The organism is Kurthia sp. ISK08 (genome assembly GCF_046159805.1).
Taxonomy (GTDB): Bacteria; Bacillota; Bacilli; order Bacillales_A; family Planococcaceae; genus Kurthia; species Kurthia gibsonii.
The window spans coordinates 35,300-62,075 of record NZ_JBJXHL010000007.1; the positions used below are offsets into that span (position 1 = coordinate 35,300).

The window sequence follows — 26,776 nt, forward strand, 5'->3', positions numbered from 1 at the left end:
GAGTCTTTCACATGAAGTTTAGTGTATTGGCGAGTGGTAGTACGGGTAATGCTGTTTATGTTGAAAGTGGCGATCAGGCTTTCATCGTAGATGCAGGGCTGACAGGTAAAAAGATGGAGCAGCTATTTGCCAAAATTGATCGCGATATTAAAAAATTATCAGGTATTCTTGTCACACATGAACATTCAGACCATATCAAAGGTGTTGGGGTATTAGCACGTAAATATAATGTGCCGGTCTTTGCGAATGAGAAGACGTGGCAAGCGATGACACCATCTGTTGGGAATATTCCATTAGACCAGCGTTTTCAATTCAATATGGAGACGGTTCAGGCTTTTGGAACATTAGAGATTGAATCGTTTGGTGTGTCACATGATGCCGCAGATCCGATGTTTTATACATTCCATGAGAATGGTCGTAAGTTAGCAGTGATTACGGATACAGGCTACGTGAGTGACCGTATGAAGGGGATTATACGCGGAGCAGATGCATTCGTATTCGAAAGTAATCATGATGTGAATATGTTGCAGATGGGCTCATACCCGTGGTCTACAAAACGTCGTATTTTAAGCGATGTGGGGCATGTGAGTAATGAAGATGCGGCAATTGCAATGAGTGATGTGGTATTTGAAAAAGATACGCATATTTACTTATCGCATCTAAGTAAAGATAATAATATGAAAGATTTAGCAAGACTTAGCGTGGCACAAACGCTGCAATCTGTTGGCATCATGCCAGGTGAATTTGTTCATCTACATGATACGGATGCAGAGGAGCCAACGAAGTTAGTAATGGTTTAATTTGAAGAACAATCGTAAAATGCGATTGTTCTTTTTATATTTTGAAGAGATAGTTTTTATCTATTCGAGAAGGGGAATAAATGAGATATCATGAAATTTTGAGGGTATTTTAAAGCAATTTTCATCTAATTTTCATGTTTGACAGGTATAGTAAGAATAACAAAAGAATAGAGGGAGGAAAACAAATGGGATACTATGATGATACAGAACATGGAAGACGGCAACAAAAAAAGGGAAGTAAAGTAGGCTACTTTTTCACGGGTTTAATCGGTGTAATTGTCGGCGCATTACTTGTCTGGTTGATTGTACCTTCTATCTCGAATACAGGAAGTAATAATACAACGAATCCTGTAAAAACAGAACAACTATCCACAGAAGTAACGACAGATGTCACAAAAGCTGTTGATAAGACGAAGGATGCAGTTGTTGGGATTACAAATATTCAAAAACGCCAAACAGCGAATGATATCTTCGGTGGTGCATTTGGTGGAAGCACAGATAACCGTGATTCAAGCACAACAGAAGAATCAGGCAGTGGTTCAGGTGTTATTTATAAAAAAGCGAACGGTAAAGCATACATCGTAACGAATAATCACGTTGTAGAAGATGCAGATCGTTTAGAAGTAACATTACCAAACAATAAAAAAGTAGAAGCAAAATTAGTAGGTACAGATCAATGGACAGACTTAGCTGTTATCTCAATGGATGAAAAATATGCAACGACAGTAGCGAAATTCGGTGATTCGGATAAACTAAAACAAGGGGAAACAGTAATTGCGATTGGTAACCCACTTGGTTTAGATTTATATGGCTCTGTAACAACAGGTGTTATCTCAGGTACAGAACGAACAGTACCAATGGATATTAACGGTGATGGTAATGCAGACTGGAATGCGGAAGTATTACAAACAGATGCAGCGATTAACCCAGGTAACTCAGGTGGTGCGTTAATCAATCTAGCAGGACAAGTAATTGGTATTAACTCAATGAAGATTTCACAATCTACAGTTGAAGGTTTAGGATTCTCTATTCCAAGTAACACAGTAATTCCAATCATTAGTGAGCTAGAAGCGAAAGGTAAAGTACAACGACCAGCGATGGGCGTATCGTTAATCGACTTAACAGAAGTACCTGCATTCTATCAAAAAGAAACATTAAAGTTGCCTGAAGACGTGACAGAAGGCGTTGTCATGGCACAAGTTGAAAATGGTTCAGCTGCTGAAAAAGCAGGTATTAAACAATACGATGTAATTGTTGAGATGGATGGACAAAAAGTCGGTAGCTCAGTTGAATTACGTAAAATCCTATACAGTAAAAAAGTGGGCGATTCAGTTACAGTGAAAGCTTACCAAGACGGTAAACTTGTAACGAAAACGATGAAACTAACAAGTACGATTTCTAAATAATGTGGATAACTTCAAAAGAGATTGTCGTAGAAAGTGTGGATACACTTTGCGACAGTCTTTTTTGTTTGTTACAATGATGTGTGGATAAAAAATGTGAATTGTGTATAACTTTTTATAAATTCTGAAAATAGAAAGGATGTTAGATTATGGAGATTAAATGCTGTGAAAACCATACAGGACATGCGATTGATGTGTTCCTAGAAAAGGAAAAAGATTTTCCAATTTTAAATAAGCTAGAAGAAAGCGAACAGTTGTCCACATCATGTGCATACTGTGAAGCCCCAGCAGAATATGTTGTAGGGAACAAATAATCCCCTACAACATATAGGGTGTTTTGTGGATATGTGTATAAGTTTTGTGGATAACTCGCTAACAAATAAAGGAAAAGAGTGACGAATACGTGGGGATTAGTATCATTTCAGTTGGAAAATTAAAAGAAAAGTATTTGAAATTGGGCATTGATGAATATGCGAAACGTCTGGGTAGTTATACGAAGTTAGACTTAATTGAAGTAGCGGACGAAAAAGCACCTGAACAATTAAGTGAAGCAGAAATGGAGATTGTGAAGAAAAAAGAAGCAGAACGCATCTTAGCTAAAGTACCACAAGATGCTTACGTTTTTGCACTCGCAATCGACGGAAAACAACGCACATCGGAAGAGATGTCAAAAGAGATTGAGAACCTCTTAACCTATGGACAAAGCAAAATCATCTTCATTATTGGCGGATCACTCGGACTACATGACGACGTACTCAAACGCGCCGACACCAAAATCTCGTTCGGCAAAATGACACTCCCTCACCAACTCATGAAACTCGTCCTGACCGAACAGATTTACCGCAGCTTTCGAATTATGAAAGGTGAACCGTATCATAAGTAAGTGCTATTTTAATAAACCATCAATTACAGTAGTTTGTGATTTATTTTTATTAGCTAGAGAATAAGAATAAAAATCTGTAGGAGTTACAACATTTGTTCCAATATAACTTACTAAGCTCAAAAAACCGCACTTACTGTCATCACAAGTAAGTGCGGTTTTTGAGTTTCTTAATTAGATATCAATCCAATAATCATTCTACTTTACCATTCTTTTGGTTCGTAGTTTAATTCTCTAAATAATTGAGTTCGCTCTTTTTTAGATAAATCTCTCCATTGACCAGGAGGAAGTTTGCCTAATTCAATGTTCATGATGCGAATTCTTTGTAATCGGTAAACTTCGTATCCTAATTCAGCGCACATGCGGCGAATTTGACGATTTAATCCCTGTGTTAAAATGATTTTAAAATCATATTTTGATAGTTGAACGACTTCACATGGAAGGGTTGTTGTGCCTAATATTTTGACACCTTCCGACATCTTCTTCAAGAATTCAGGCGTAATAGGTCTATCTACTGAAACGATATATTCTTTTTCATGTCTATTTTCAGAACGTAGAATTTCGTTTACAATGTCACCATCGTTTGTCATAAGTATTAAGCCTTCTGAATCTTTATCCAGACGTCCAATATTGAATATTCTTAATGGATGATTGACTAAATCAACAATATTTCCTTTTACACCTTTTTCGGTTGTACTCGTAATGCCTACAGGTTTATTTAAGGCAATATAGACATTATTTCGTGCCACTCGGACAATATTTCCATCTACTTCAACTTCATCCCCAGGTTCGACTTGGCTACCTATAGTTGCACGTTTACCATTAATTTTAACTCGGCCTTCGGTAATTAATTTATCAGCGCCTCGTCTAGAAGTCTTCCCAGATTCACTTATATATTTATTAATACGCATGTTGCCACATCCTTATTCATGGATTGTTTTATTAAATACTAACTATACTTTATTTTAAGGATAAATTACATACTATTGTGTAGGTAATTGAATTATGGATTGTCATCATAGTCTCTCTAAATAAGATGCTTTTCTTTATACATACATCTTGTTTATGCTTTAATAAACATGAAAACAATTACATGAATCGATGTCTTGGAAAGGGAGAGGTTCCTCTTGGGTAAAACGGTTTGTATTATTGGTGCGGGTGTTGGTGGCTTGATGGCTGGTGCTTTTTTGGCGAAGAAGGGTTATCAGGTGATGGTTCTTGAAAAGGCTACAAAGGTTGGTGGTTCGGCGGGTTCGTATGTGCGAAAAGGGCGCACGTTTCCTACTGGTGCGACGATTGCTTTTGGGTTAGAAGAACAGGGGTTACTCGACCCTTTAATAAAAGAACTTCAACTTGATTTGCCATTCCAGTTGTTGCAACATCCAATGGATATCATCTTATCGGATCGTCGAATCTCGATTTATCAGGATCAAAAAAGATGGGATGAAGAATTGCAACAGATACTACCAGAACGTCAAAAAGATGTGCAAGCTTTTTGGAAAAAACTTGAGCAGATTAGTGAATATGTGTACGGTGTAACAGCTACGGGTGTATCGATGCCGATTAGTCGTCCTTATGATTTAGGGAAGTTACCAAGTTATGCACTAACACATCCAAAAGCGATGTTACATTTGGCGCGCTATGCGACGTGGACAGTGGAGGATTTATTACGTAAATATCATTTAGAATCGTATGAGCCGCTTCGTCAGTTGATTGATGCACAGTTAATGGATGCAGCACAGACGGATTGTACAGAGGCTGCTTTACTACCTTCTAGCTTAGCATTAGCAATCTATAGACGTGGTAGTTTCTATATTGAAAAAGGTATGGGGCAATTATGCGAAGTACTAGCCGAGCGTATTGTTGAGCTTGGCGGTGAGGTCATTTTAGCAGCGACGGTAAAAGAGCTGACATATGAACAGAAAAAGTGGCATGTGACAAGTCGAAAGCGAAGTGGTGAATTCGACATCGTCATTAATAACACTGGAATTTCATTCGGCAAGGGAACAAGCTACGCCGATTCAGATTCATTTTCTTGGGGTGCCTTTCGTGTAGATGCACTGTTAAAAGATACATTTTGGCATCAGGAATTACAGGGAAGACCGCTTCCTTTTGCGCTTCAAATTGTGCCGAGTAAAGAACAAACGGTATTATTTTCAGATGTTCATGGACCTGTATATGCAACGTTTCAACCTGCTTACGACGACCAAGGGGAGAAGGTATCAGAAGAAATCATGATGACGATTTCCATTCATGCAAATGAAGATGGATGGAGAAAGGAATCAAAAGATGTATATAAAGCAATCAAACAGCAAATAACGGATGCGATGTTTAAGGAGATTCAAAAAGTAATTAATATAAAAGATTATTTAATTTATGAAGAATCTGGAACACCTTTAACATATAAAAAGTATATGGGGAAAACGAGTGTCGGTGGTTTCCCGTTAACAGTGAGAAATGCTATTACAAAACCGAAAAGTGTTCGTTCACCTTTGCCACAACTCTATATTGTAGGTGAACAAGCCTTTCCGGGACCGGGAACACTATCATCGGCATTGAGTGGTTACCACGCAGCACGCGCTATTATGCATACACATCGTTTAAAATGAAAAAATAAAGTCCAGAACATATATTAAATTATTCAGCTTTATTTGAGTTTTTTTCTAAATAATTTGTGTGATTTCGTTTGTTTGTGCATTAAAAATGAGCTGAACAGGTTGTTGTGTAAGAAATTCGAGTGCGTGAATCGAGAGTAAGTGGTTATTCCATTCTTTAAATTCAATATAGTCAATCATAATAGGCGTTTCAATAGGGGTGATTTGTTGTTCAAATTCCTTTGAAGTATCTAAATTTTTTTGTTTGGAGATGAAAATAGTATAGTAATCGGATAACATAACTTGACCAGATGGTGTGAGTGTAACGTTTCGAAGTAAGCCACCTACATCATCATAATTGAGTGTAGTGAATTGTCTGGGCTGTGCACGATTAATTTCATAAAGTAAAAGATCAGTTAGTACATAGCAACAGTCATTTTCATTGGAGATGGCGATTTGTCTAGGTTCACCTTTGAACTGACCATAGAATGTGTCATAAGAATCAGTTTCGAATTTTACCCATGTCCAATGTTCTGTATGGATGGGTGCATCAAAGATCTGTTCTGGATAGAGTCCGGATATTGGTGTTGTTGTTATTTCAGCTGTTTGAATCATATGAATCACCTTCTTTTTAATATTCTTTGACTATAACATATAGTAATCCTTTTTCAGTTTCTTTCATTTTTCCTTTGTCTATTTTTTTGAAAGCCTTATAATGATAAAAGATGTATTTTAGTGAGCATTCTTTCGAAATGGGCAACCATTTGAGGAAAGAGCTTGAGAGAAAGGGCGCGCAGAAATCAAATGAAAAAAGTTGGATTTGATATCGAGAAGTATTTGCAAGAACAATCTGCTTATATCCTAGAACGAGTAGAGCAGTATGATAAGTTATACTTAGAATTTGGTGGGAAATTAATCGGTGATAAACATGCAAAGCGTGTGTTACCAGGCTTTGATGAAGATGCGAAAATCAAATTATTAAACACATTAAAAGATAATGCAGAGATTATCATTTGTGTGTATGCAGGAGATATCGAGCGTAATAAAGTACGTGAAGATTACGGGATTACCTATGACCAAGATGTACTGCGTTTAATCGACGAGTACCGCGCATACGGTATTTCTGTGAATAGCGTACTTTTAACACGTTATGAAGGACAACCGACAGCAAAAGTATTTATGACGAAGTTAGAGCGTAGTGGTATTCGTGTGTTCACACATAGCCAAATCAAAGGTTACCCTACAAACGTAGAAGAAGTCATTGGTGAAGAAGGATTTGCGAAGAATCCATATATCGAAACAACGAAGCCAATCGTCGTTGTAACAGCTCCAGGACCAGCTAGCGGTAAGTTAGCGACGTGTTTGAATCAGATGTATCATGAACATCGTTTAGGTAATAAAGTGGGTTATGCGAAGTTTGAGACATTCCCTGTTTGGAACTTACCTTTAAAACATCCTGTAAATATCGCATATGAAGCAGCAACAGTCGATTTAAAAGATGTGAACCTAATTGATAACTATCACTATGAAGCTTATGGGAAAGTCGCTGTAAACTACAATCGTGATATGGAAACATTCCCTGTCATTAAACGTATTATTGAGCGTATTACAGGTAAAGAATCGGTATATCAATCACCAACAGATATGGGTGTAAACCGTCTGAAATCAGGAATTACAGATGATGAAATCGTACAAGAAGCAGCGCGCCAAGAGATTATTCGTCGTAGTTTTAGCGTAGAGAATGATTATAAAAAAGGTTTAGCTGATGAAGATAGCGTACGTCACATGCAAGTGATTTTAGAAGAAACGAATTTGAAAAAAGAAGATCGTGCGCCGGTATTACCTGCGCGTGAATATGCGAAGCAATTACAGGAACAAGAAGGTAGCACGAATTTACAAGCTGTAATCGCTGTAGAATTACCGAACGGTGAAATGATTACAGGGCGTACAACAAAGTTAATGGATGCATCAGCTGCAGCCATCTTAAATAGCTTGAAGAAATTAGCGAATATTTCAGATGAAATTAAACTATTATCACCAATGATTTTAGAAACAATTCAACGCTTAAAAACAGATGAGCTAAATAGTCGTGTACCGACATTAACGGCGAACGAAGTGTTAATTGCGTTATCAATTAGCGCAGTAACGAATCCAACGTCTGAGTTAGCTTATAAGCAATTACCAAACTTACAAGATACACAGGCGCATTCAACAGTTATTTTAAATCGTGAGAATGAGCAAACATTGAAAAACTTAGGTATGGACGTAACGAACGATCCAATCTATCCAACTGATAATTTATTCTATAACTAATGATATATGTAGTCTTCTTTGCAAGAGAAGGCTACATTTTTTCATGTACAATAAAAGAAAAGGAGGAGAGTATCTTGGGTAGAGGTTCGAAAGTTTTACAAATAGAGAAGATGGATCGACGAGAGCTTGGCTATTACTATACACCTGACTTCGTATCGCGTTATTTGACGGACAGACTTCGCATGATTCAACCAGATGGACGAACTGTATTGGACCCTTGTGTGGGAAAGGAAGAGTTAGTCACGCATTTCTTAGCAGATGGTTATACAGTGGACGGTGTAGATATTTTTCGACATGAAGAAACATATGGTTGTACATTTACACAGATGAATTTTATTGATGTATATAGAGAACAACGAGAACCACTTCACTATGATTACTATATTGCGAACCCTCCTTATAATTGCCACGAAGTCGATTATATTCAAAAGAATAAAAAAGAATTGAAGACATTATTTTCCGATGTGGGCGTACACAATATGTATAGCATGTTCATATCGGCTTTAATTGATGTAGCGAAAGACGGTGCAGTACTTGGATTGATTACATATGACTCTTTCTTTACAGCGAAGGCTCATCAAAATTTACGCAGAAAGATATTGGAAACATGTACGATTCATGAGATTACGATGTGTCCAACAGATTTGTTTCATGAACAATCGGCAGACGTAAGAACAAGCATCATCATTTTACAAAAAGGAACGTCTTATCAAAAGGGCGTCTATGCAAAAAACCGACCAATTTCAACAGCTGCTTTTACAGAACAATTGCAACAACAGCTGACTGAATTTATGAATGGAGAAGTAGACACACACACGTTAGATGAATTAATTTTGAATGATGAAAAAGATTATGCAGAGTGGATGATTGATTGTCCTGTGGAGGTTAAAAAGCTTTTTCAATATGACCGACTCGGTGACAAGTTTGATTGTGTGACAGGTATTTCAACAGGAAAAGACGCACTTTATTTATCAAAAGAAAAACGTGCACCATTTACAATTCCATTTTATAAAAATCCAGGAAGTCACCGCTTCTATGCACCGGTTCGACTTTATTTACATGAAGATTTTTTAGAATTTGATCGAATGATTAAAACGTTTAATGTGCGTAATAAGCAACTACTTTATCAATCGGGTATTACCTGTTCTTCCATGGGCGTGGCTTTTACAGCGAGTCGTTTACCTAAAAATGCAACTTATGGTGTGAACGCGAATATCATTTGTGAGGATGAAGATGTCTGGTGGTTACTAGCCTACCTCAATTCAGATTTAGTCACTTATTTAGTACGTGGTATTTTAAATCGTTCAAATATGGTGACCTCAGGTTATGTGGCGAGAGTCCCTTTATTACCGTTTACGAATGAGCAAAAAAGTCAGTTAGGCATATTAGCAAAACAGGCTTATGAACTTGCAGAACAACAATATGCATATGAGGATCAATTAAGGGACATCAACGACATGATTCATCGCGTTACTGCATTCTCAAATGAAACAACGAAGAAAATTAAAGAATTTAATAGGAATCTGGTACAACGGACATAAAAGTATGCAACATGGATTGCATACTTTTTTTATATACTAATTTATTATTATAAAATAAGTTAACTTAAAATAAAAATCAGTTGACACATATCGAAAGATTACAGTATGATAACACCAGAATTTATTACATATTTTGTTTAAAGGAGTTTGAAAAAATGACACGTAAAGAATTAACTTTTGTTGCTTTATTCGCAGCAATCATGGGGGCGCTTGGAATGATTCCACCAATCGTTTTAACATTTACACCAGTGCCGATTACATTACAAACAGTCGGTGTTTTATTAGCTGGTGGAATTTTAGGTGCGCGTTTAGGAGCTTTGAGTCAAATTGTCTTTTTATTATTAGTAGCAGCTGGTATGCCTTTATTATCAGGTGGGCGTGGGGGATTAAGTGTATTTGTTGGACCGAGTGTTGGCTACTTAATTGGTTATCCACTAGCAGCTTTCGTGGTCGGTTATTTATTCTCACGTATTCAAAATCTTAAATTGTATAAAGTGTTACTTGTGAATTTAACAGCAGGTATTTTTGTAGTGTATTTAATTGGTATGCCGATGCAAGCATTTATGATGGATATTCCTGTCCTAACTGCTGTGAAGTTAGGTCTAGTTTATTTACCAGGGGATGCATTAAAAGCGATTATCGCTTCTATTTTGGTCTATAAATTAAGAAAACATCCTTTCTTTGTACGAGCTTTATCAAAAAAGCCAGTGAAAAAAATGATGACGGAAAGTATTTAAAATGTTGAAGGGATCTCTTAAGTGGTTCCTTCTTTTTTATTAAAGGAGAGGAAGTTAATGATTACGGAAACATATCAAGTATTTGTGAATGAAGATCCTGAAAAAATAGCAGTTACAACTTCTACTGAAAAAATTAGCTATTCACAGTGGCATACGTGGACGAATCAAACAGCACACTGGTTAAAAAGTATGCAAAATGAATATAAAACCGTTGGTATTTTACTACCGAATAGCCGTCACTTTCTACAAGTTTTTTTAGGTGCTGCAAAAGCAGGGTGGGTAGCTGTTCCTTATGATGTGCGTTGGACAACAGATGAATTAATGAAAAGAATCCAACTATCAAAGCCCGATCTCATTGTGACAACAGATGCTTTAAAAAGTAAGCATCATCAGTTATCGCAAAACTGGTTTGATGTCGTCGATTTAGATTTAGCTATACATTCTTTCCCAACAGAAAATATAGTATTAGAAAAAAATAAACCATTCTATATTGGTTTTACTTCTGGAACAACAGGCACTCCTAAAGCTTTTATTCGTTCACAAAAATCATGGGTAGCTAGTTTTCAATGTAATCGTTGGGATTTTCATTTGGATAACACGAAGCATGTTTTAATTCCGGGTTCTTTATTTCATTCGCATTTTCTATATGGAGCTGTGAGTACACTTTATTTAGGTGGAAGTGTATATATCATGGAACAATTCACGCCGCAATTCACGATGCAGTTTTTGAATCAACACCCAATCTCTGTTTTATATGTTGTTCCTACAATGATAGAAGCGTTTTTTAAATCTCAAATGGCTGTAAAACAGTCGATTCAATTGATTTCATCTGGAGCGAAATGGTCACCACAATCAAAAAAACAAATTCATGAAGTTTTTTATGATGTCCAAATGTATGAATTTTATGGCGCAAGTGAAACAAGTTTTATCACCGTTTTATCAAATGAAGACGCGCTAAATCGTCCAGAGACAGTTGGTAAAGCTTGTACAGGTGTTGAAATTCAAATTCGACATCAAAAAGAAGAAACACAGATAGGCAAAATCTATGTAAGAAGTGAATTATTGATTGATGGATATATTATAGGTATGAATCGTGAGGTTGAAACGATTTGTGACGCAGAAGGGTTTGCGACAGTAAATGATATGGGATATATCGACGAAGAAGGTTATGTAACAGTTATAGGACGTGAACATAATATGATTTTATACGGCGGTATTAATATATTCCCTGAAGAAATCGAACAGGTATTAAAGACACATGAATTCGTCGAAGAAGCTGTAGTGATGGGTGTTGCAGATGCTTATTGGGGACAAATGATTGTAGCCATTATTAAAGGGAATGTTAGTAGATTAGAGCTCAAAAAGCATTGTCGAAAAGTACTTGCATCTTATAAAATCCCACGTAAATGGTTATTTGTTGAGCAAATGCCCTATACGACAAGCGGTAAAATAGCGCGCGGCGAATTACTAAAGCAGATTGAACGTGAGGAGCTTACATATGTTTAATGCGGTAATTGTGAAAGCTAAACGAACGCCAATTGGAAAAGTAAATGGACAATTTAAACATATACCGCCACAACAATTGATGACACCTATTTTAAGAAATTTAGTAGAAGGTTTAACAGTGCCAATTGACGATGTTATCTTAGGAAATGTTGTAGGGCCTGGTGGAAATGTAGCGCGATTTTCCGTATTGGAAGCAGGTTTACCGATGGAAATCCCTGGCATGACAATTGACCGTCAATGCAGTGCAGGGTTAGAAGCCATTAGACTGGCAAGTTACTTTATAAAGTCCGGAGCAGGACAATGTTATATTGCTGGTGGGGTTGAAAGTGCTAGTACATCACCCTTTTCTAAAAGAGCACAATTTTCACCAAAAGAAATAGGCGATCCTGATATGGTTGAAGCGGCAGAGAATGTAGCAAGAAAGTTTTATGTTTCAAAAGAACAGCAAGATGCTTATGCTTTAACGAGTTATGAAAGAACATGGCGAGTATTTGAGAGTGGGTATTTACAACAAGAAATTATACCGATTCAGCAGTTACAATGTGATGAAGAATTATATAAGAAAAGGGATTTATCTATTTTACTCAAAAGAATACGTCCGCTTTTAAAAGATGGAACTGTAACAGCAGCTAATAGTTGTGGTATTCATGATGGCGCTTCAGCAGTATTGGTTATGGAAGAAGAATTAGCAATTCAACAAGGATTTCAACCAGTCCTACGTTTTATTGATAGTGTCGTAGTTGGAAATCATCCGAATTATCCTGGAGCTGCACCGATTCCAGCAATTCAACAGCTTTTAAAAAAGCAACAACTAACAGTAGAACAAATTGACTTATTTGAAATAAATGAAGCTTTTGCATCTAAAGTGGTAGCCTGTATGCAAGAGTTGAATATTCCATTTGAAAAAATAAACTGCAGAGGAGGGGCACTAACCATTGGACATCCTTACGGTGCATCAGGGGGTATTCTAATCACGCGTTTATTCTATGAAGTACAAAGACGGGAAAATCTAAAGTATGTAGTAGCGGCAATCGGTAGTGGTGGTGGGATTGGTGTAGCTGTCTTACTTGAGGTAGTTGTATGAAAGAGAAATGTTTTGATATCGCATTTACAGAAGAAGAAGTAAAGGGATTTTTAGATTTAATAGATATGGAACCTAAAAACAATCGACAATTACCTCATATGTTTCCAATGATTGCTTGCAAATTTGCACAGGAATTATATATATGGTCAAGTCCACCTATTTTACGTAAACAAAATTGTATCATGTATGAAACAATGTATGTGAATCATATATATCATGTGAAGATTTATGTAACCAATCCTATTAAAAAGCGACATATTATGTATGCACAGCAAATCATTAAAATATACGATGAAGAAAAATGCCTGTTTGAAGGGGAGTCTGATTTAATATGGAACAATATCAGTTCACTCTAAAAATTTCATGTGAAGAAATTCACGCATATAGTATATTATCAGGAGATAAGAATCCCATTCACGTAGATCAATTAGCAGCAAAGCAAGCTGGATTTAAAAGTATTGTAGCGCATGGATTACTCGTGCAATCAAAAATCATATCGCGCCTAGAATCATTGTTTCAACTTGAGCAAGAAAGTATACAAATAGCATGTACATTTTTATCACCCGTCTATGCGGAAGAAATACTAGAAATAGAAGTGATATCTACGGTACAAGAAATAAAATTCAAAGGCACCATACAATTGCATGAAGTAGTTCGAGGGGGAATCAAAAAGAGTGAACGCATTTAAATTTGTTCACTCTTTTTACTATGAGATTCTTTTGTCTAAAACTACGCCAATAATCAATCCGATTGTTGAAATTAAAAAAAGATAGGCACCTGAACCTGCTACATTAATGGCAGTCCCAAATATTTCGTCTGATTTTGAACTAATATAAGCAATTGAAGCAATTAATGCTACGATTCCACAAACTAGTCCGCCAACTTTATTTATATAAGTATTCTTGAGAACACAATAAACTGGATAAATAAAAGCAATTAAAAAAAAGATATCCACCTTGTTGGAAACTAGAAGCACTTAAAATACCTAATTCAACCCACGGCAAAAATAAAGAAATAAGAGCGATTACAGTTGTAATTAAGATAATTTTTTTACCGAGTGATAGTTGTTTAAAGTTCATATTATTCACCACCTCCACCTTATTTTACCATAAAATATAAAAAAAGATTTATAATGTAAATCAATAAACCATTTAAAAATAGTGGAAATATTAAAAAGTATATACAATACATCTTTAGTTCTAGTTAAAAAGACCTTATAATGTATAAAATAGTATATATTTTAGATGGGTGGGTAAATGATGATATTATTTGTGGTTTTACTATTATTAATTTTATGCTCTTATATCTACATGCAAAAAGTAAAGCTTTCTAAAAAAATTACTTTATTACAACCTATGGTGGAATCTGTAGAGAACATCCGAGATTTACTTTATTATTGTGAAACTTATCCAGAATTTAAATATCATTATCTAAGCCCGACAATTGATGATTTATTAGGACCAGGAACGTTAAAATCGCATCTTCATAATCCTAAAGCAATTTATGATTTAGTTCATCCAGAAGATTATGCATTATTAGAAGCGAAGGAGCGGGGTGAAGTCGATTTCACACAACCACTTCGATTTCGCTTTCGTAATCATCATGGAGAGTACCTTTGGTTTGAAGAATATGCGACTCCAGTCTATGAAAATGGACGTTATGTGGCTGTTCAGGGGCTATTTCGTAACATTCATGAGAAGGTTATTTTAGAAGAAAAATTATCTAATCAAGCAATTCGAGACGGACTTACTGGTGTTTACAATCGTCAATATTTTCAACAACAATTGGAGAAATATGATGCACTACAGGAAGAAATGATGATTGCTGTAATTGATTTAGATGGTTTAAAAGAAGTGAATGATACATATGGTCACATGACTGGAGATCTTATGATTCAAGCAACGGCGCAAGCTTTACAACAATATGCTTGTGAAAATACAGTGGTTGCACGAATTGGTGGAGATGAATTTGTGATTATTAAACCGAATTGTAACTATACTGAATTCGAACAGTATATCAAGAAAGTACATGGTTATTTATCTAATATACATGAACAAATTCAAATGTCTGTAGGTTCTGCTTATGCACCAAATTCATATGGCAAAATGAATGAACTATTACATGAAGCAGACCTTCAAATGTACGAACAAAAGAAACAGCAAAAACAATTATAGAGTGAATGAGATACTTCTTTTAAGAGGTATCTTTTTTTGTATGACCACATCATTTTAAAGATTTTGCATAGCTTATTCTATGTTCTGAAAACTATAAAATCAGTAAGATAGAGGTAACAACATGAACGGAGGTGTCTTCATTGGCTGTCGAGCAACTTGTATGGGGCTCTGTATTCATTGCAGGCTTACTATCATTTTTTTCTCCATGTATTTTACCGTTATTGCCGGTCTATATATCGATTCTTTCAACAACTGAACAGGGGGCGAAAGGAAAAGTCATCTCGATTGGGAAGTGGCATATTCATCCGCTACTTGTATTGAAGACCATTATTTTCGTTACGGGTCTATCAACAAGTTTTGTATTATTAGGTTTTGGCGCAGGTTATTTAGGTGCAGTTGTACAAAGTGAATGGTTCATCGTCATTTGCGGTGCAATTGTCGTATTTTTAGGTTTACAACAAGTTGGACTATTCAACTTTTCATTTTTAAATCGCGAAAAGAAAGTTGAAGTGAATCGCAGTAATAAACGTGATTTGTTTGGAACATACTTACTCGGTTTAACATTTAGTATGGGATGGACTCCTTGTATTGGGCCGATCTTAGGTGCAGTACTCGGTTTATCAGCAAGTGAAGGACAAGCAGCATATGGTGCATTATTAATGTTCATTTATGCACTTGGTTTATTAATTCCATTCCTTGTTTTAGCGCTATTTTCAGATTTATTACTAGGGCGCGTACGCAAATTAAATCAGTATATGGGGAAGTTAAAAGTATTCGGTGGTGTGGTTATCATCATCATGGGTCTATTCTTAATGACAAATAATCTAAATTGGTTTACAACACTTATTCCACAGTAAAGGAGAACGAGTAGATGAAACGAATAAAAATTCTAACACTAGCAACCGTATTGATGTTATTACTAGTTGCCTGTTCCTCAGGTGGCGAAACGAAGACAGAATCAAAATCAAATGAAACAACGACTACAACTGCGAGTGCAGGTGAAGCAGCACCTGATTTCACATTGACAGATGTAAATGGCAAAACACATAGCTTAAAAGATTATGAAGGTAAGAAGATCTATGTGAAGTTTTGGGCTTCATGGTGTCCAATCTGTTTAGCAGGTCTTGAGGAGTTAAATACATTACAAAATACGAAAAAAGATTTTGAAGTATTAACGGTTGTAGCACCTGGCTACAAAAACGAAAAAAACACAGCCGACTTTAAAAAATGGTTTAGTGGTGTAGAAGAAGCACCAGATATTACAGTATTACTTGATGAAGGTGGTAAAATTGCCGACCAATATGGCGTTCGTGGTTACCCAACATCAGCGTATATCTCATCAGATGGTAAAGTTGTTCAAACATTACCAGGACATGCAAGTAACGAACAAATTATCGAGAAATTTAAAGAAATTAAATAGAGAAAGGTTGTCAGGCAAATGAAGAAATTTTTATGGCTTTATTTACTAGGCGCTGTATTGCTACTTGCGGCATGTGGTTCAGCTGGCATTACAAGTGGTGGTTCAAATGGCAGTAATGGGGCAGAATCAAAGTTCCCTGAAAATCCAAATGAGAATTTAACATTCGATAAGAAGAACTTAAAAGAAATCTATTTAGCTGGCGGTTGTTTCTGGGGTGTCGAAGCCTATATGGCACGTGTGTATGGTGTCTATGATGTAACGTCAGGCTATGCGAATGGTACAACAAAAAATCCAACGTATGAAGAAGTCGTTAGCGGTAAGACAGGTCATGCGGAAACAGTTCATGTATTATATGATCCAGAACGTGTAGATCTAGAAAAGCTACTTTCTTATTACTTTAAAATTATCGATCCAACATCTTTAAACAAACAAGGTAATGACCGCGGTACACAATATCGCACAGGTATTTACTATACAGATGAAAAAGATAAAGCAGTTATTGATAAAGTTATGGCAAAAGAACAAAAACGTTATGATGATAAAATTGTAACGGAAGTAGAACCACTTAAAAACTTTGGTTTAGCAGAAGAATATCATCAAGATTATTTAGAGAAAAATCCGAATGGTTACTGCCATGTGGAATTCGATTCACTTGAAGATCAAAAAGTACCTTCATTGATTGACCCTGCGAAATATCCAAAACCAAGTGCAGAAGAAATCAAAAAGAAATTAACAAAAGAACAATATGAAGTAACACAAGGTAGCGACACAGAGCGCGCATTCTCAAATGAATATTGGGACACATATGAACCAGGTATTTATGTAGATGTGGTAACAGGTGAACCATTATTTGCATCAGAAGATAAATATGATTCAATGTGTGGATGGCCAAGCTTCACAAAACCAATCGATCCAGCGGTTATTGTAGAGCGTGAAGATAACAAATACAATATGGTTCGAACAGAAGTAAGAAGTCGTACAGGCGATAGCCATTTAGGTCACGTATTTGATGACGGCCCAAAAGATAAAGGCGGTCTACGCTACTGTATTAATAGTGCAGCAATCAAATTCATTCCAAAAGAAGACATGAAAAAAGAAGGTTACGGCTACCTATTGAAATTTGCAAAATAGGTCGATTTAGTACAGTATAAGAAAAGCTAAAACAATAAGAGAAATCGCGTTTCACGTGGTTTCTCTTTCTTATTACATAGAAAAGGAGTGATACGTGTTATGTATAGATTATTATTAGTAGATGACGAAGCGATTATTATTCGTGGCATTCGCTCATTCGTTGATTTTGATGCACTCTCGATTTCAGAAGTATATGAAGCTTCCAATGGTGAAGCAGCACTGGCGCTTTTTAAAGAGCATGAACCCGATTTAATTTTAGCTGATATTAATATGCCAAAGATGAATGGTCTTGATTTTTCAATTGCGGTCAAAGAGATAAAACCTGATACAAAAATTGCGTTGATTACAGGGTATGACTACTTCGATTATGCGTTGACAGCTTTAAAAGCAGGTGTAGATGATTATGTATTAAAGCCTGTATCTAAAACAGATATTCAACAAACATTGCAAAAACTCATCGCAAAACGCCAACAAGATGATAAGCACCTCGCTGTGACAAAAATTGTAGAAGACCTAACGAAAAAAGTAGACACAGTAGACGACACAGGATATCAAGAGAAGATTCAAAAAGAGATTGATGACCACATGAATGATGTTGATTTTTCACTAACGTATTTAGCAAAACAACTATCACTCAGTACGTCCTATTTAAGTAATTTATTTAAACGATTATACGGTCAAACTTTTCAAGAGTATATGCTGACAAAGCGTTTGGAACGAGCAAAAATTCTCTTGCTTAGTACGAATATGAAAGTATATGAAATTGCATCGGCAGTTGGATTTGATGATCCGAATTATCTAAGTAGTTCTTTTAAAAAGAAGTACAAGATGTCCCCGAATCAATTTCGAGATAAGGTGAAAGAATGAAAAAAGCGCGTTTTCCAGTTTTAAAAAAATTACGTGTACAGATGTCCTTGCATTACGTCATCGCAAGTATTTTAACACTTGCTTGTATGGGAATTATTTTGTATTACAGTATGACGTCCATTGTTCAAAAAGAAGAAACTACGACAACAGAGACTGCAATTGAACAGAGTGGTATGTATATTGATTTGTATTTAGACCGTTTAAAAGCCATGTCACGTGTTCTAGCAGAGAATCCACAACTCGTTGATTATTTAGCAACAGAAGAACGCAATCAAACGACAAAACAAGATTTACTATCCACAATTCGCACAACGATGTCTACAGACCAAGCAATTGAGTCGGTTGTCATTGTCAGTAAAAATGGTGAAATCTTATCGAATGAAAAAGGGCTTAATATGAGTATGTCGAGTAATATGATGAAGGAATCGTGGTATATGTCAGCAATCGAAAATGGTGACCAACCCGTTTTAACATCTGCACGCATGCAAGACTTTTCAATGGATAAAGACAATTGGGTGATTTCATTAAGTCGTGAGATTAAAGATGCAGAAGGTAAGAATATTGGAGTTCTCTTGATTGATATTCAATATAAAGTCATTGAAGATTACCTTAAAAACTTAAACTTAGGTAACGAAGGATTTTCATTTATTTTAAATGCCAATAATGAAGTGGTATATCATCAAAATCCAAGTTATTTTCAAAATCCTGTGAAGCAAAAATATTTACAGCAAATTGCGGATAACCCGAAAACATTCGATGAAAAAGAAGGGACATTCACGTATTCGTTCCCACTTGAAAATGCGGACTGGAAGCTCGTGGGCGTATCTTCACAAGATGAGTTAGTGGCGATTAAAGACAAGCTAATGAAGATTGTGTTAGCTGTCGGTCTCATCTTTTTAGTGCTCGCGATTGTGAGTATTGTTATTTTTACAGGGCGCATTACAAAGCCTTTCAAAAAGTTAGAGCAGGCGATGCAAGATATTGAACAGGGATTGGTTGAAATCCCTGTAGATGAGCGTGGATGTTACGAAGCGCAAAGTTTAACACGTCATTTTAATGAGATGGTTGTGGAGATTAAAACGCTGATGGAAGAAGTGACTGAAAAGGAAAAAGCATTACGTCATTCGGAAATTCGTACATTACACAGTCAGATCAATCCACACTTCTTATACAATACGCTCGATACGATTGTCTGGATGGCAGAGTTCAATGATAGCGAAAAAGTGATTGATATGACAAAAGCGCTAGCGCAGTTCTTCCGCCTATCATTGAGTGGCGGTGCAGAACTAACGACTGTTGAAAATGAATTGGATCATGTCAGACAATATTTATTCATTCAAAAAGAGCGTTATGGTGATCAACTTAATTACACAATTGAGTGTGAACCGTCACTTGCTTCTATTCAAATGCCAAAGATTTTATTACAGCCAATTGTTGAAAATGCGTTGTATCATGGTATCCGAGGTCTTTCGCATACAGGTGAGATTCGAATCTATGTAAAAGATGAAGGAGAAGATTTAACCTTTTATGTAGAGGATAATGGAGAAGGATTCGACACATCGACTCTAGATGAAATACAAGAGAAAAAACAAACAAAACTAGGCGGTGTCGGTATTCAAAATGTAGATGAGCGTATTAAATTGTACTACGGAGAAACGTACGGTGTGACGATTGATTCTACAATCAATGAAGGGACAACCGTTGCCATTAAAATTAGTAAAACATTGCACACATAATAGATATAAAAAAACAGCCCTTTGGTTCAAGAAAGGGCTGTTTTTTTAGTCATAAAATAATTTTTGTTGTAGTAAATTAAGTGCTTTTTCAAGTTCAAACTTTTCGGCAGCAGTTAAATGCGCGATTCTTTTTTGAAATTTATGCTCGATCTTTTGGAAAGAAGCAGACATCATTTTTGTACCTTCAGTAGATAATGAAATCACTTGTTTTCGACGATCCACAGCATCTGTTTCTTTTATAATCCATTTTTGTTCTAATAATTTTCGTAATTCACGACTTGTATTCGGTAGAGAAATATGGAGACATTCGCTAATTTCACTTGGCGTTACAGGTTGGCTCACTGTAATGTACTCTAAAATAGCATATTGAACAGATGTTAGATGTTCATTTTTTACATCCTTTGTGAGTTGTTGTGTGGTTAAATGTACAGCAGATGTAAAGGAAATAACTTTTTCAAATAAGGTTTTTTCGTTCATAAGAGACACTCCTTTAAAAAAACATATCAAATAACTTATCTAAAAACAATTATCATTTGACAACTAATTACTTTACAAGTTATATTTAGTTATCAAATGATAACTAAAAGAGGTGTAGAATGAATATTTTAATTGTGTACACATATCCGAATCACGAAAGTTTAAATGCGTCATTTTTACAACACACATTAAAAGGGCTGCATGATCATTCTCAAAAACATGAAGTACAAGTGCTCGATTTATATGCTGAAAATTTTAATCCAGTATTAGATTTCCATAAAGAAAAACGAAGAAGAGATTTATATAAAGACCCAGATTTAGAGAAATACAGGGAGCAAATTAAATGGGCGAATCAACTGATTTTTATTTATCCAATTTGGTGGGGAAGACCACCCGCAATGTTATTGGGATATATTGATAAATTATTTTCTGCAAACTTTGCATATCGAGATACAAAGGGATTATTTGCAGAGGGGTTATTAAAAGGAAAATCAGCTATTTGTATTTCAACAATGAAAGGACCAACACATTATCCATTCATTTGGCTGCATAATGCACATAAAATTTTGATGAAGCGTGCACTATTTCAATTTGTCGGTATTAAAAAGATAAAGTTTTTTGAATTTGGTTCTATGGAGAAAAAAGAGGGAAAACAACAAAAGAGGTTGTTACAAATTGAAAGTCATATGAGAAATTTATAAAGAGCCCGGGACAAAACATGTCATCTCCCTTTTTTAGAGTTCGCAACGAAAAATTGGAACCGCGCCACAGCGCAATTCCAGTTTTTCTTATGCTCATATGGGATGTTTTTTTTACCCTTATGTCCCAGGCTCATAGATACTCATTTATTCAATTTTTGTATCAATTTCTTGAATATAAGTTTGAAGAATGTCAATTTGCTCAACTAATGTTTGTTTATGTTGTTGCAAAATTGCTTGCACATTTAATTCTGCATGTTGTGATTCAAATGTTTGAATTTGCTGCTGGATTGTCTGAATGGACATACCGAGCGTTCGAAAACAGCGAATTAAGTTGAGTAATTCGATTTCTTTCTCTGTGAATATTCGATTACCCTTTGTATCACGTTGAACAAAAGCGAGTAGTTGAATTTTTTCGTAGTAGCGAATTGTGCTTGCAGGCACTTGTGCTAATTCTGAAGCTTGTCTAATAGAGTACATGAATCGTCCGCCTTGACTTAAAGTATGGTTTAACTTGTACCATGAATCATATCAAGAAAAAAGGAGTATGTATAATGAAAAAAATCTTAGTTGTCGTAACGAATGTATCAAAATATCCAAACCAAGCGCGTGCTACAGGATTATGGTTAGCAGAAGCAGTTCACTTTGTAGAAGAAGTAACAAAAGCAGGCTATGAAGTGGATTATGTAAGTCCTAAAGGTGGTTATACACCACTTGATCCACATAGTCTTCAAGCAGATCAAATGTCTGAACTAGATTGGTCTTACTATACGAACCCTACATTTTTAAATCGTTTAGGAACAACAATGGCTGCAAGTGAAGTAGATGCAAGCGAGTATGATGCAATTTATTACACAGGTGGTCATGGCGTAATGTGGGATTTCCCAGAAGATGCACACCTTCAAAAATTAGCGAGTGTCATCTATGAAAAAGGCGGCGTAGTAGCGGCTGTATGTCATGGTTCAGTCGGCTTATTAAATATTCAAACTGCAACAGGTGACTATTTAATTAAAGATAAAAAAGTAACTGGATTTACGAATACAGAGGAACAAGCTGTAGGATTAACAGAAGTTGTACCATTCTTAACAGAAGACGCGTTAAAAGAACGTGGCGGCCAGTATGTGAAATCAGATGACTGGGCATCATTTGCAGTAGCAGATGAACGTGTCGTAAGCGGTCAGAATCCTTCTTCAGGTGCTGCAGTTGCAAAAGAAGTTATTCAATATTTAGAAGCACAATAATAAAAAAGTCCGAAGTCGCATTATAAGTGCAATTTCGGACTTTTTTTATGGTTTATTATTGTGCAATTCCTACAGATTCGCCGATATATGTGTCGTCGCCTAAAGCTTTTAAAATAAAGTGTGCGACATCAGCACGTGGTATATTACGTGCATTCTCTGGCACACCTTCTTTTGCTTCACGATATTCTCCTGTATAGTCATCATTCGTCAAACCAAGTGGACGAACAATTGTATATTGTAAGTCTTTATGTGCTTGAATCAAATCAACAGCGTGGCGATGGTCAGTTAAAACATTTTGAAGCATTTTCATCACCATTTTGCCACCTACACCCGGTAGTTCATTATTGATTCCAGCAGAAGCGGTATAGACAATTCGCTTCACGTGATGTGCTTCCATACCAGCTACAATGTGTTGGGTCATTTCTTCTAATTGTGTAGACTTCGCGACCATCTTATTTGAGCCGAGACAAGAAACAACGGCATCATGACCTGCAATTGCAGCAGATACTTCTTCTGCATTTGTCGCGTCACCGCGTACGACATGAAGATGGTCATTTTCGATTTGTAATTTTGTTAAGTCACGTACAAAAGCAGTCACTTCATAACCTGCTTGAAGTGCTTGATTGACTACATGACGTCCAACGCCTCCAGTAGCACCGAATACAATGATTTTCATAAAAATCCTCCTCGAATATAGCGTTATTTACTTATACCCTAAATGAAAATGACATAACAAATCAAATAATGTTCGATTTTTTAAAATATTCAACACTCTTCGGTTCACAAAATAACTTTTTTTGTTCAAAATAGAGAAGTAAGTAATTTTGATAGGGGGACAAATGAAAATGATTAAAGAACGCGTAGCACAACTGAGAGAATTAATGAAAGAACATCAATTGGATGCGTATATTATTCCAAGTTTTGATGCACACCAAGGAGAGTATGTAGCAGATTATTGGAAGAGTCGTGAATGGATTTCAGGTTTTACAGGTTCAGCTGGTACGGTCGTAATTACATTAGATGACGCAGGGCTATGGACAGATGGACGTTACTATATTCAAGCAGAAAAACAATTAGCAGGTTCAGGCATTCGCTTATTCCGTATGGCAGATCCTGAAGTACCTTTTTATACAGAATGGTTAGCGGATGTTTTAAAAGAACAGGCGACAATTGGTTTTGACGGTCGCGTATTTTCAACACAATTAGTAGAGCGTATGAAAAAGGATACAGCTGCTAAACAGATGAAAATTCATGCAAAAGACGATTTAATTGGTCAGCTATGGCACGATCGTCCAGCTGTTTCAGATGCACCTGCTTATATTCATGACGTGAAGTATGCAGGGAAATCACGTACAGAAAAACTAGCAGAAGTACGTGTTGAGATGAAAAAACATCAGGCAACACATTATCTTGTTGCTTCTTTAGATGATATTGCATGGTTATTAAATATTCGTGGTACAGATGTTCCGAATAATCCTGTAGTGACAGCAAATGTGTTGATTACCGATACAAATTGCACCATCTTCATTGATTCTAAAAAATTACGACAAGATGTGAAAGAAGTTTTAGAAGCAGATGGTATTGAGGTTAAAGAATATGAAGAAACTACAGCAACACTTGAAAAGTTACCAACAGATGCAGTCATGTTATATGATGACCAACGCATCAATTATGCTTTAGATGAAGCCATTCCAACAGCTGTTAAACGCATTGCGAAAACAGATGTAACAACAACATTAAAAGCGATTAAAAATGATGTGGAGATTGAAAACTTCAAAGCATGTGAATTACGTGATGGCGTAGCGATGGTTCGTTTTATTAAATGGTTAAAAGAAGAAGTGGCATCTGGGAACATTACAGAAATCGCAGCAGAACAAAAATTAGAAGACTTCCGTCGTGAACAGGCTGACTTTGTAGAGCCAAGTTTTGATACAATTGCAGCATACAAAGAGAATGCAGCGATGATGCATTATAAAGCAGAGGAAGCGACTCAAAAGACATTAGAAGCACAAGGGTTATTCTTAGTCGATTCAGGTGGTCAATATTATGATGGTACAACAGATATTACACGTACAATTGCGTTAGGCGCTCTAACAGATGAAGAAAAACATCATTTCACACTCGTATTACAAGGTTTTATCGCACTAAGTAGAGTGAAATTCTTGCAGGGCTCAACAGGTGGCAATTTAGACGTATTAGCACGCCAACCAATCTGGGCTGAAGGCATTGATTATAAGTGCGGTACAGGACATGGTGTTGGTTTCTTCTTAAATGTACATGAAGGACCACAAAGTATTCGTAACAGCAATCACGTTGTATTAGAAAAAGGTATGATTTTGACGAATGAACCAGGAATCTATTTAGAAGGAAAACATGGTATTCGTACAGAAAACATGTTAGTTGTAGTAGAAGCAGAAAAAACGGAGTTTGGTCAATTCATGGCATTTGATACCATCACATATTGCCCAATTGATGTAGACGCAATCGAAGTAGAATTACTAACACAAGCTGAAAAACAATGGTTAAATGCGTATCATGAAGAAGTATATGCAAAACTTTCTCCATATTTAAATGAAGAAGAACGAGCTTGGTTAAAACACGAAACAAGAGCAATTTAATCAAAGAAAAGCGAAGCCATTCAAAATTGAGTGACTTCGCTTTTTACATAAGAAGTTGTATCCCATGTTTTATGTTGTATTTTTATGCTCAATGATTTTTATTGTGTGGAAGTATCATCTAGCAAAAAAGGGTCGATTTTTAGTTGCATCCATCATATCGATGATCTATTCACTGCTTATTTTTAATTTTTTACAAGGTGAATCTTTTATGTTTTTAACGGTTTATATTAATTGCTATTTATATCTTATGACGCTCGTAGCTTATTTAAAAAAGTCCTCTTTTTCGTAAAAAATTTTTTATTTTGATTTCTGATCCAATCGGTAACTAATACTCGTTAAAATACACGCTAGAATCGCAAGAACACCACCTACAAATGGAATAAACGTTAGCGAGCTTGCGTGATAGACAAATCCACCAATAGCAGAACCCATCGCAATCCCTACATTACTTGCGACAGGCATGAGGGAAGCCGCAAGACCTGTTGCGCTCGGCTGATAAATTTTCGCTAAATCAATTAAATATAACTGAGTTGAAGTCGTTAAGAGAATCGACATGAGTGACATCAAGCCAATATTAACTAAAGCGAGTGGTAGCGAAGCAGTTGTCCAGTAGATTGCGATTAATACAAGTGCTTGAATAAAGAAGACGATACGCAGTCTGGCGATTGGACGATGACTAGCAATCTTTCCAGCAAGAATATTACTAAAGATTGAAATGACACCATAACCAAATAATACGAGACTGATGGACTCATTTTGAATATCTAATGTTTTTAAAATCGGTACAAGATACGTGAATACGGCATAGGTAGCGCCAAAGCCAAGAGCTGGAATGAAGAATGCCATTAGGATTCGACTGTTACCAAGTAGTGCGAATTGGTCACGAATGGAACCTTTCTCTTGACTGAGTTTATGCGGTAATAAACGCTGTGCAAAGATGAACGCAACTAAACCAAGTGAAGCGGTTAAGATGAATGTTGCGTGCCAAGAAAAGTGTCCAGCAAGTAGTGTACCGATGGGAACACCGATGACATTCGCTAATGTAAAACCACCGAATACGAATGAGATGGCCATGCCACGCTTATGTTCAGGAACCGACTCATTGGCTACGACCATCGCTAACGAGATTAACACACCTGTAACGATGGCTGTTAGCATACGAAGTACGAGTAGGACCAAATAGCTTGTTGCAAAAATGGATAATGTATTAAATAGAACGAAAGCTAAAATTAACAGTAGCATCCAAGGACGTTTTTTAAAGTGACTTGTAAGTGCCATAACGATTGGTGTAGTAATGGCAAAAGTAAAGGCAAATGCAGAAACGAGTGTACCTGCTTGTGCATTTGAAATATGAAGACTAGAAGAAATATCAGTTAAAATTCCGACAATCACAAATTCGCTTGTACCTAATACGAATGTAAGTAGGCTTAAAGAGAAAATGAGTAGACCATAGGGTGTTTTGTTTTCTTGTTGTGTCATAGACAGGCTCCTTTTTCTCAAAATAACTTCATTAGCATAGCATAATTAGGACATAAAATAAGGAAAAGTTGAATTTA

The 26,776-nt window shown here is 36.2% G+C and carries 28 protein-coding genes; 21 read left to right on the top strand and 7 right to left on the bottom strand.

Annotation, left to right across the window (positions count from 1 at the left end):
- Positions 1 to 11 precede the first annotated feature (11 nt).
- The 4 genes from ACKVQX_RS12330 to rlmH all read left to right on the top strand — a co-directional run bounded on the left by ACKVQX_RS12330 (position 12) and on the right by rlmH (position 3,086).
- On the top strand, positions 12 to 800 hold the full coding sequence (locus ACKVQX_RS12330) for an MBL fold metallo-hydrolase (protein ID WP_068456937.1): 789 nt from the start codon (positions 12 to 14) through the stop codon (positions 798 to 800).
- A gap of 185 nt (positions 801 to 985) precedes the next feature.
- Positions 986 to 2,206, top strand: coding sequence for a S1C family serine protease (locus ACKVQX_RS12335; RefSeq protein ID WP_068456940.1), 1,221 nt, complete (start codon positions 986 to 988; stop codon positions 2,204 to 2,206).
- 146 nt (positions 2,207 to 2,352) lie between these two features.
- On the top strand, positions 2,353 to 2,517 hold the full coding sequence (locus ACKVQX_RS12340) for a CxxH/CxxC protein (RefSeq protein WP_082701495.1): 165 nt from the start codon (positions 2,353 to 2,355) through the stop codon (positions 2,515 to 2,517).
- A gap of 89 nt (positions 2,518 to 2,606) precedes the next feature.
- Entirely contained in the window at positions 2,607 to 3,086 is a 480-nt protein-coding gene (gene rlmH, locus ACKVQX_RS12345) for a 23S rRNA (pseudouridine(1915)-N(3))-methyltransferase RlmH (RefSeq protein ID WP_087682057.1), read from the top strand.
- 200 nt (positions 3,087 to 3,286) lie between these two features.
- Here the strand turns inward: rlmH and rluF are convergent, their stop codons facing one another.
- Entirely contained in the window at positions 3,287 to 3,994 is a 708-nt protein-coding gene (gene rluF / locus ACKVQX_RS12350; protein WP_068456946.1) for a 23S rRNA pseudouridine(2604) synthase RluF, read from the bottom strand.
- 216 nt (positions 3,995 to 4,210) lie between these two features.
- Between rluF and ACKVQX_RS12355 the strand changes: the two genes are divergently transcribed.
- Complete coding sequence (locus tag ACKVQX_RS12355) at positions 4,211 to 5,692, top strand: phytoene desaturase family protein (RefSeq protein WP_409136372.1); 1,482 nt, start codon at positions 4,211 to 4,213, stop codon at positions 5,690 to 5,692.
- Between the two features lie 54 nt (positions 5,693 to 5,746).
- On the opposite strand, the gene ACKVQX_RS12360 is transcribed toward ACKVQX_RS12355, so the two are convergent.
- Complete coding sequence (locus tag ACKVQX_RS12360; RefSeq protein ID WP_325943767.1) at positions 5,747 to 6,292, bottom strand: hypothetical protein; 546 nt, start codon at positions 6,290 to 6,292, stop codon at positions 5,747 to 5,749.
- 189 nt (positions 6,293 to 6,481) lie between these two features.
- On the opposite strand from ACKVQX_RS12360, the gene ACKVQX_RS12365 reads away from it, so the two are divergent.
- The 7 genes from ACKVQX_RS12365 to ACKVQX_RS12395 all read left to right on the top strand — a co-directional run bounded on the left by ACKVQX_RS12365 (position 6,482) and on the right by ACKVQX_RS12395 (position 13,546).
- Positions 6,482 to 7,990 (top strand): DUF1846 domain-containing protein, encoded by a 1,509-nt coding sequence (locus ACKVQX_RS12365; RefSeq protein WP_087682039.1) that lies wholly within the window; start codon positions 6,482 to 6,484, stop codon positions 7,988 to 7,990.
- 74 nt (positions 7,991 to 8,064) lie between these two features.
- Complete coding sequence (locus ACKVQX_RS12370) at positions 8,065 to 9,531, top strand: N-6 DNA methylase (protein ID WP_409136373.1); 1,467 nt, start codon at positions 8,065 to 8,067, stop codon at positions 9,529 to 9,531.
- A gap of 155 nt (positions 9,532 to 9,686) precedes the next feature.
- Positions 9,687 to 10,268: a biotin transporter BioY gene (locus ACKVQX_RS12375; protein WP_087682037.1), complete on the top strand. Its 582-nt coding sequence runs from the start codon at positions 9,687 to 9,689 to the stop codon at positions 10,266 to 10,268.
- A 57-nt stretch (positions 10,269 to 10,325) separates the two neighbouring features.
- Positions 10,326 to 11,774: an AMP-binding protein gene (locus ACKVQX_RS12380; protein WP_368634454.1), complete on the top strand. Its 1,449-nt coding sequence runs from the start codon at positions 10,326 to 10,328 to the stop codon at positions 11,772 to 11,774.
- Entirely contained in the window at positions 11,767 to 12,858 is a 1,092-nt protein-coding gene (locus tag ACKVQX_RS12385; protein WP_338838403.1) for an acetyl-CoA C-acyltransferase, read from the top strand. Before ACKVQX_RS12380 ends, ACKVQX_RS12385 begins: the two co-directional genes overlap by 8 nt.
- Positions 12,855 to 13,214 (top strand): hypothetical protein, encoded by a 360-nt coding sequence (locus tag ACKVQX_RS12390; protein ID WP_285215654.1) that lies wholly within the window; start codon positions 12,855 to 12,857, stop codon positions 13,212 to 13,214. Before ACKVQX_RS12385 ends, ACKVQX_RS12390 begins: the two co-directional genes overlap by 4 nt.
- On the top strand, positions 13,190 to 13,546 hold the full coding sequence (locus ACKVQX_RS12395; RefSeq protein ID WP_285215653.1) for a MaoC/PaaZ C-terminal domain-containing protein: 357 nt from the start codon (positions 13,190 to 13,192) through the stop codon (positions 13,544 to 13,546). The genes ACKVQX_RS12390 and ACKVQX_RS12395 overlap by 25 nt, the downstream gene beginning before the upstream one ends.
- Before the next feature lie 196 nt (positions 13,547 to 13,742).
- On the opposite strand, the gene ACKVQX_RS12400 is transcribed toward ACKVQX_RS12395, so the two are convergent.
- On the bottom strand, positions 13,743 to 13,937 hold the full coding sequence (locus ACKVQX_RS12400; protein ID WP_409136374.1) for a hypothetical protein: 195 nt from the start codon (positions 13,935 to 13,937) through the stop codon (positions 13,743 to 13,745).
- A gap of 180 nt (positions 13,938 to 14,117) precedes the next feature.
- On the opposite strand from ACKVQX_RS12400, the gene ACKVQX_RS12405 reads away from it, so the two are divergent.
- From ACKVQX_RS12405 to ACKVQX_RS12430, 6 genes are all read left to right on the top strand, one after another.
- Positions 14,118 to 15,032, top strand: coding sequence for a GGDEF domain-containing protein (locus ACKVQX_RS12405; protein ID WP_068456982.1), 915 nt, complete (start codon positions 14,118 to 14,120; stop codon positions 15,030 to 15,032).
- Positions 15,033 to 15,172: 140 nt separating this feature from the next.
- A complete protein-coding gene (locus ACKVQX_RS12410; protein WP_068456985.1) occupies positions 15,173 to 15,889 on the top strand; it encodes a cytochrome c biogenesis CcdA family protein in 717 nt (238 codons plus the stop codon).
- 14 nt (positions 15,890 to 15,903) lie between these two features.
- Positions 15,904 to 16,452: a redoxin family protein gene (locus ACKVQX_RS12415; protein ID WP_068456988.1), complete on the top strand. Its 549-nt coding sequence runs from the start codon at positions 15,904 to 15,906 to the stop codon at positions 16,450 to 16,452.
- An 18-nt stretch (positions 16,453 to 16,470) separates the two neighbouring features.
- Positions 16,471 to 17,583, top strand: coding sequence for a bifunctional peptide-methionine (S)-S-oxide reductase MsrA/peptide-methionine (R)-S-oxide reductase MsrB (gene msrAB / locus ACKVQX_RS12420; protein ID WP_068456992.1), 1,113 nt, complete (start codon positions 16,471 to 16,473; stop codon positions 17,581 to 17,583).
- A 99-nt stretch (positions 17,584 to 17,682) separates the two neighbouring features.
- Positions 17,683 to 18,450: a response regulator gene (locus tag ACKVQX_RS12425; protein ID WP_409136375.1), complete on the top strand. Its 768-nt coding sequence runs from the start codon at positions 17,683 to 17,685 to the stop codon at positions 18,448 to 18,450.
- Entirely contained in the window at positions 18,447 to 20,186 is a 1,740-nt protein-coding gene (locus ACKVQX_RS12430) for a sensor histidine kinase (protein WP_285215651.1), read from the top strand. The genes ACKVQX_RS12425 and ACKVQX_RS12430 overlap by 4 nt, the downstream gene beginning before the upstream one ends.
- 45 nt (positions 20,187 to 20,231) lie before the next feature.
- Here the strand turns inward: ACKVQX_RS12430 and ACKVQX_RS12435 are convergent, their stop codons facing one another.
- Complete coding sequence (locus ACKVQX_RS12435; RefSeq protein WP_068457004.1) at positions 20,232 to 20,663, bottom strand: MarR family winged helix-turn-helix transcriptional regulator; 432 nt, start codon at positions 20,661 to 20,663, stop codon at positions 20,232 to 20,234.
- A gap of 119 nt (positions 20,664 to 20,782) precedes the next feature.
- Here ACKVQX_RS12435 and ACKVQX_RS12440 point away from each other — a divergent pair, with 119 nt between their 5' ends.
- Positions 20,783 to 21,364: an NAD(P)H-dependent oxidoreductase gene (locus tag ACKVQX_RS12440; protein ID WP_068457007.1), complete on the top strand. Its 582-nt coding sequence runs from the start codon at positions 20,783 to 20,785 to the stop codon at positions 21,362 to 21,364.
- Between the two features lie 144 nt (positions 21,365 to 21,508).
- Here the strand turns inward: ACKVQX_RS12440 and ACKVQX_RS12445 are convergent, their stop codons facing one another.
- A complete protein-coding gene (locus ACKVQX_RS12445; RefSeq protein WP_368634457.1) occupies positions 21,509 to 21,841 on the bottom strand; it encodes a MerR family transcriptional regulator in 333 nt (110 codons plus the stop codon).
- Between the two features lie 74 nt (positions 21,842 to 21,915).
- On the opposite strand from ACKVQX_RS12445, the gene ACKVQX_RS12450 reads away from it, so the two are divergent.
- The gene (locus ACKVQX_RS12450) at positions 21,916 to 22,602 is read left to right on the top strand and encodes a type 1 glutamine amidotransferase domain-containing protein (RefSeq protein WP_087682025.1); all 687 of its coding nucleotides are present in this window, start codon (positions 21,916 to 21,918) and stop codon (positions 22,600 to 22,602) included.
- A 55-nt stretch (positions 22,603 to 22,657) separates the two neighbouring features.
- Here ACKVQX_RS12450 and ACKVQX_RS12455 read toward each other — a convergent pair whose 3' ends face one another.
- On the bottom strand, positions 22,658 to 23,278 hold the full coding sequence (locus ACKVQX_RS12455; RefSeq protein ID WP_068457015.1) for an NAD(P)-dependent oxidoreductase: 621 nt from the start codon (positions 23,276 to 23,278) through the stop codon (positions 22,658 to 22,660).
- Positions 23,279 to 23,447: 169 nt separating this feature from the next.
- Between ACKVQX_RS12455 and ACKVQX_RS12460 the strand changes: the two genes are divergently transcribed.
- Positions 23,448 to 25,220 (top strand): aminopeptidase P family protein, encoded by a 1,773-nt coding sequence (locus tag ACKVQX_RS12460; RefSeq protein ID WP_409136376.1) that lies wholly within the window; start codon positions 23,448 to 23,450, stop codon positions 25,218 to 25,220.
- A gap of 297 nt (positions 25,221 to 25,517) precedes the next feature.
- On the opposite strand, the gene ACKVQX_RS12465 is transcribed toward ACKVQX_RS12460, so the two are convergent.
- Positions 25,518 to 26,699: an MFS transporter gene (locus ACKVQX_RS12465; RefSeq protein ID WP_068457023.1), complete on the bottom strand. Its 1,182-nt coding sequence runs from the start codon at positions 26,697 to 26,699 to the stop codon at positions 25,518 to 25,520.
- Positions 26,700 to 26,776 lie beyond the last annotated feature (77 nt).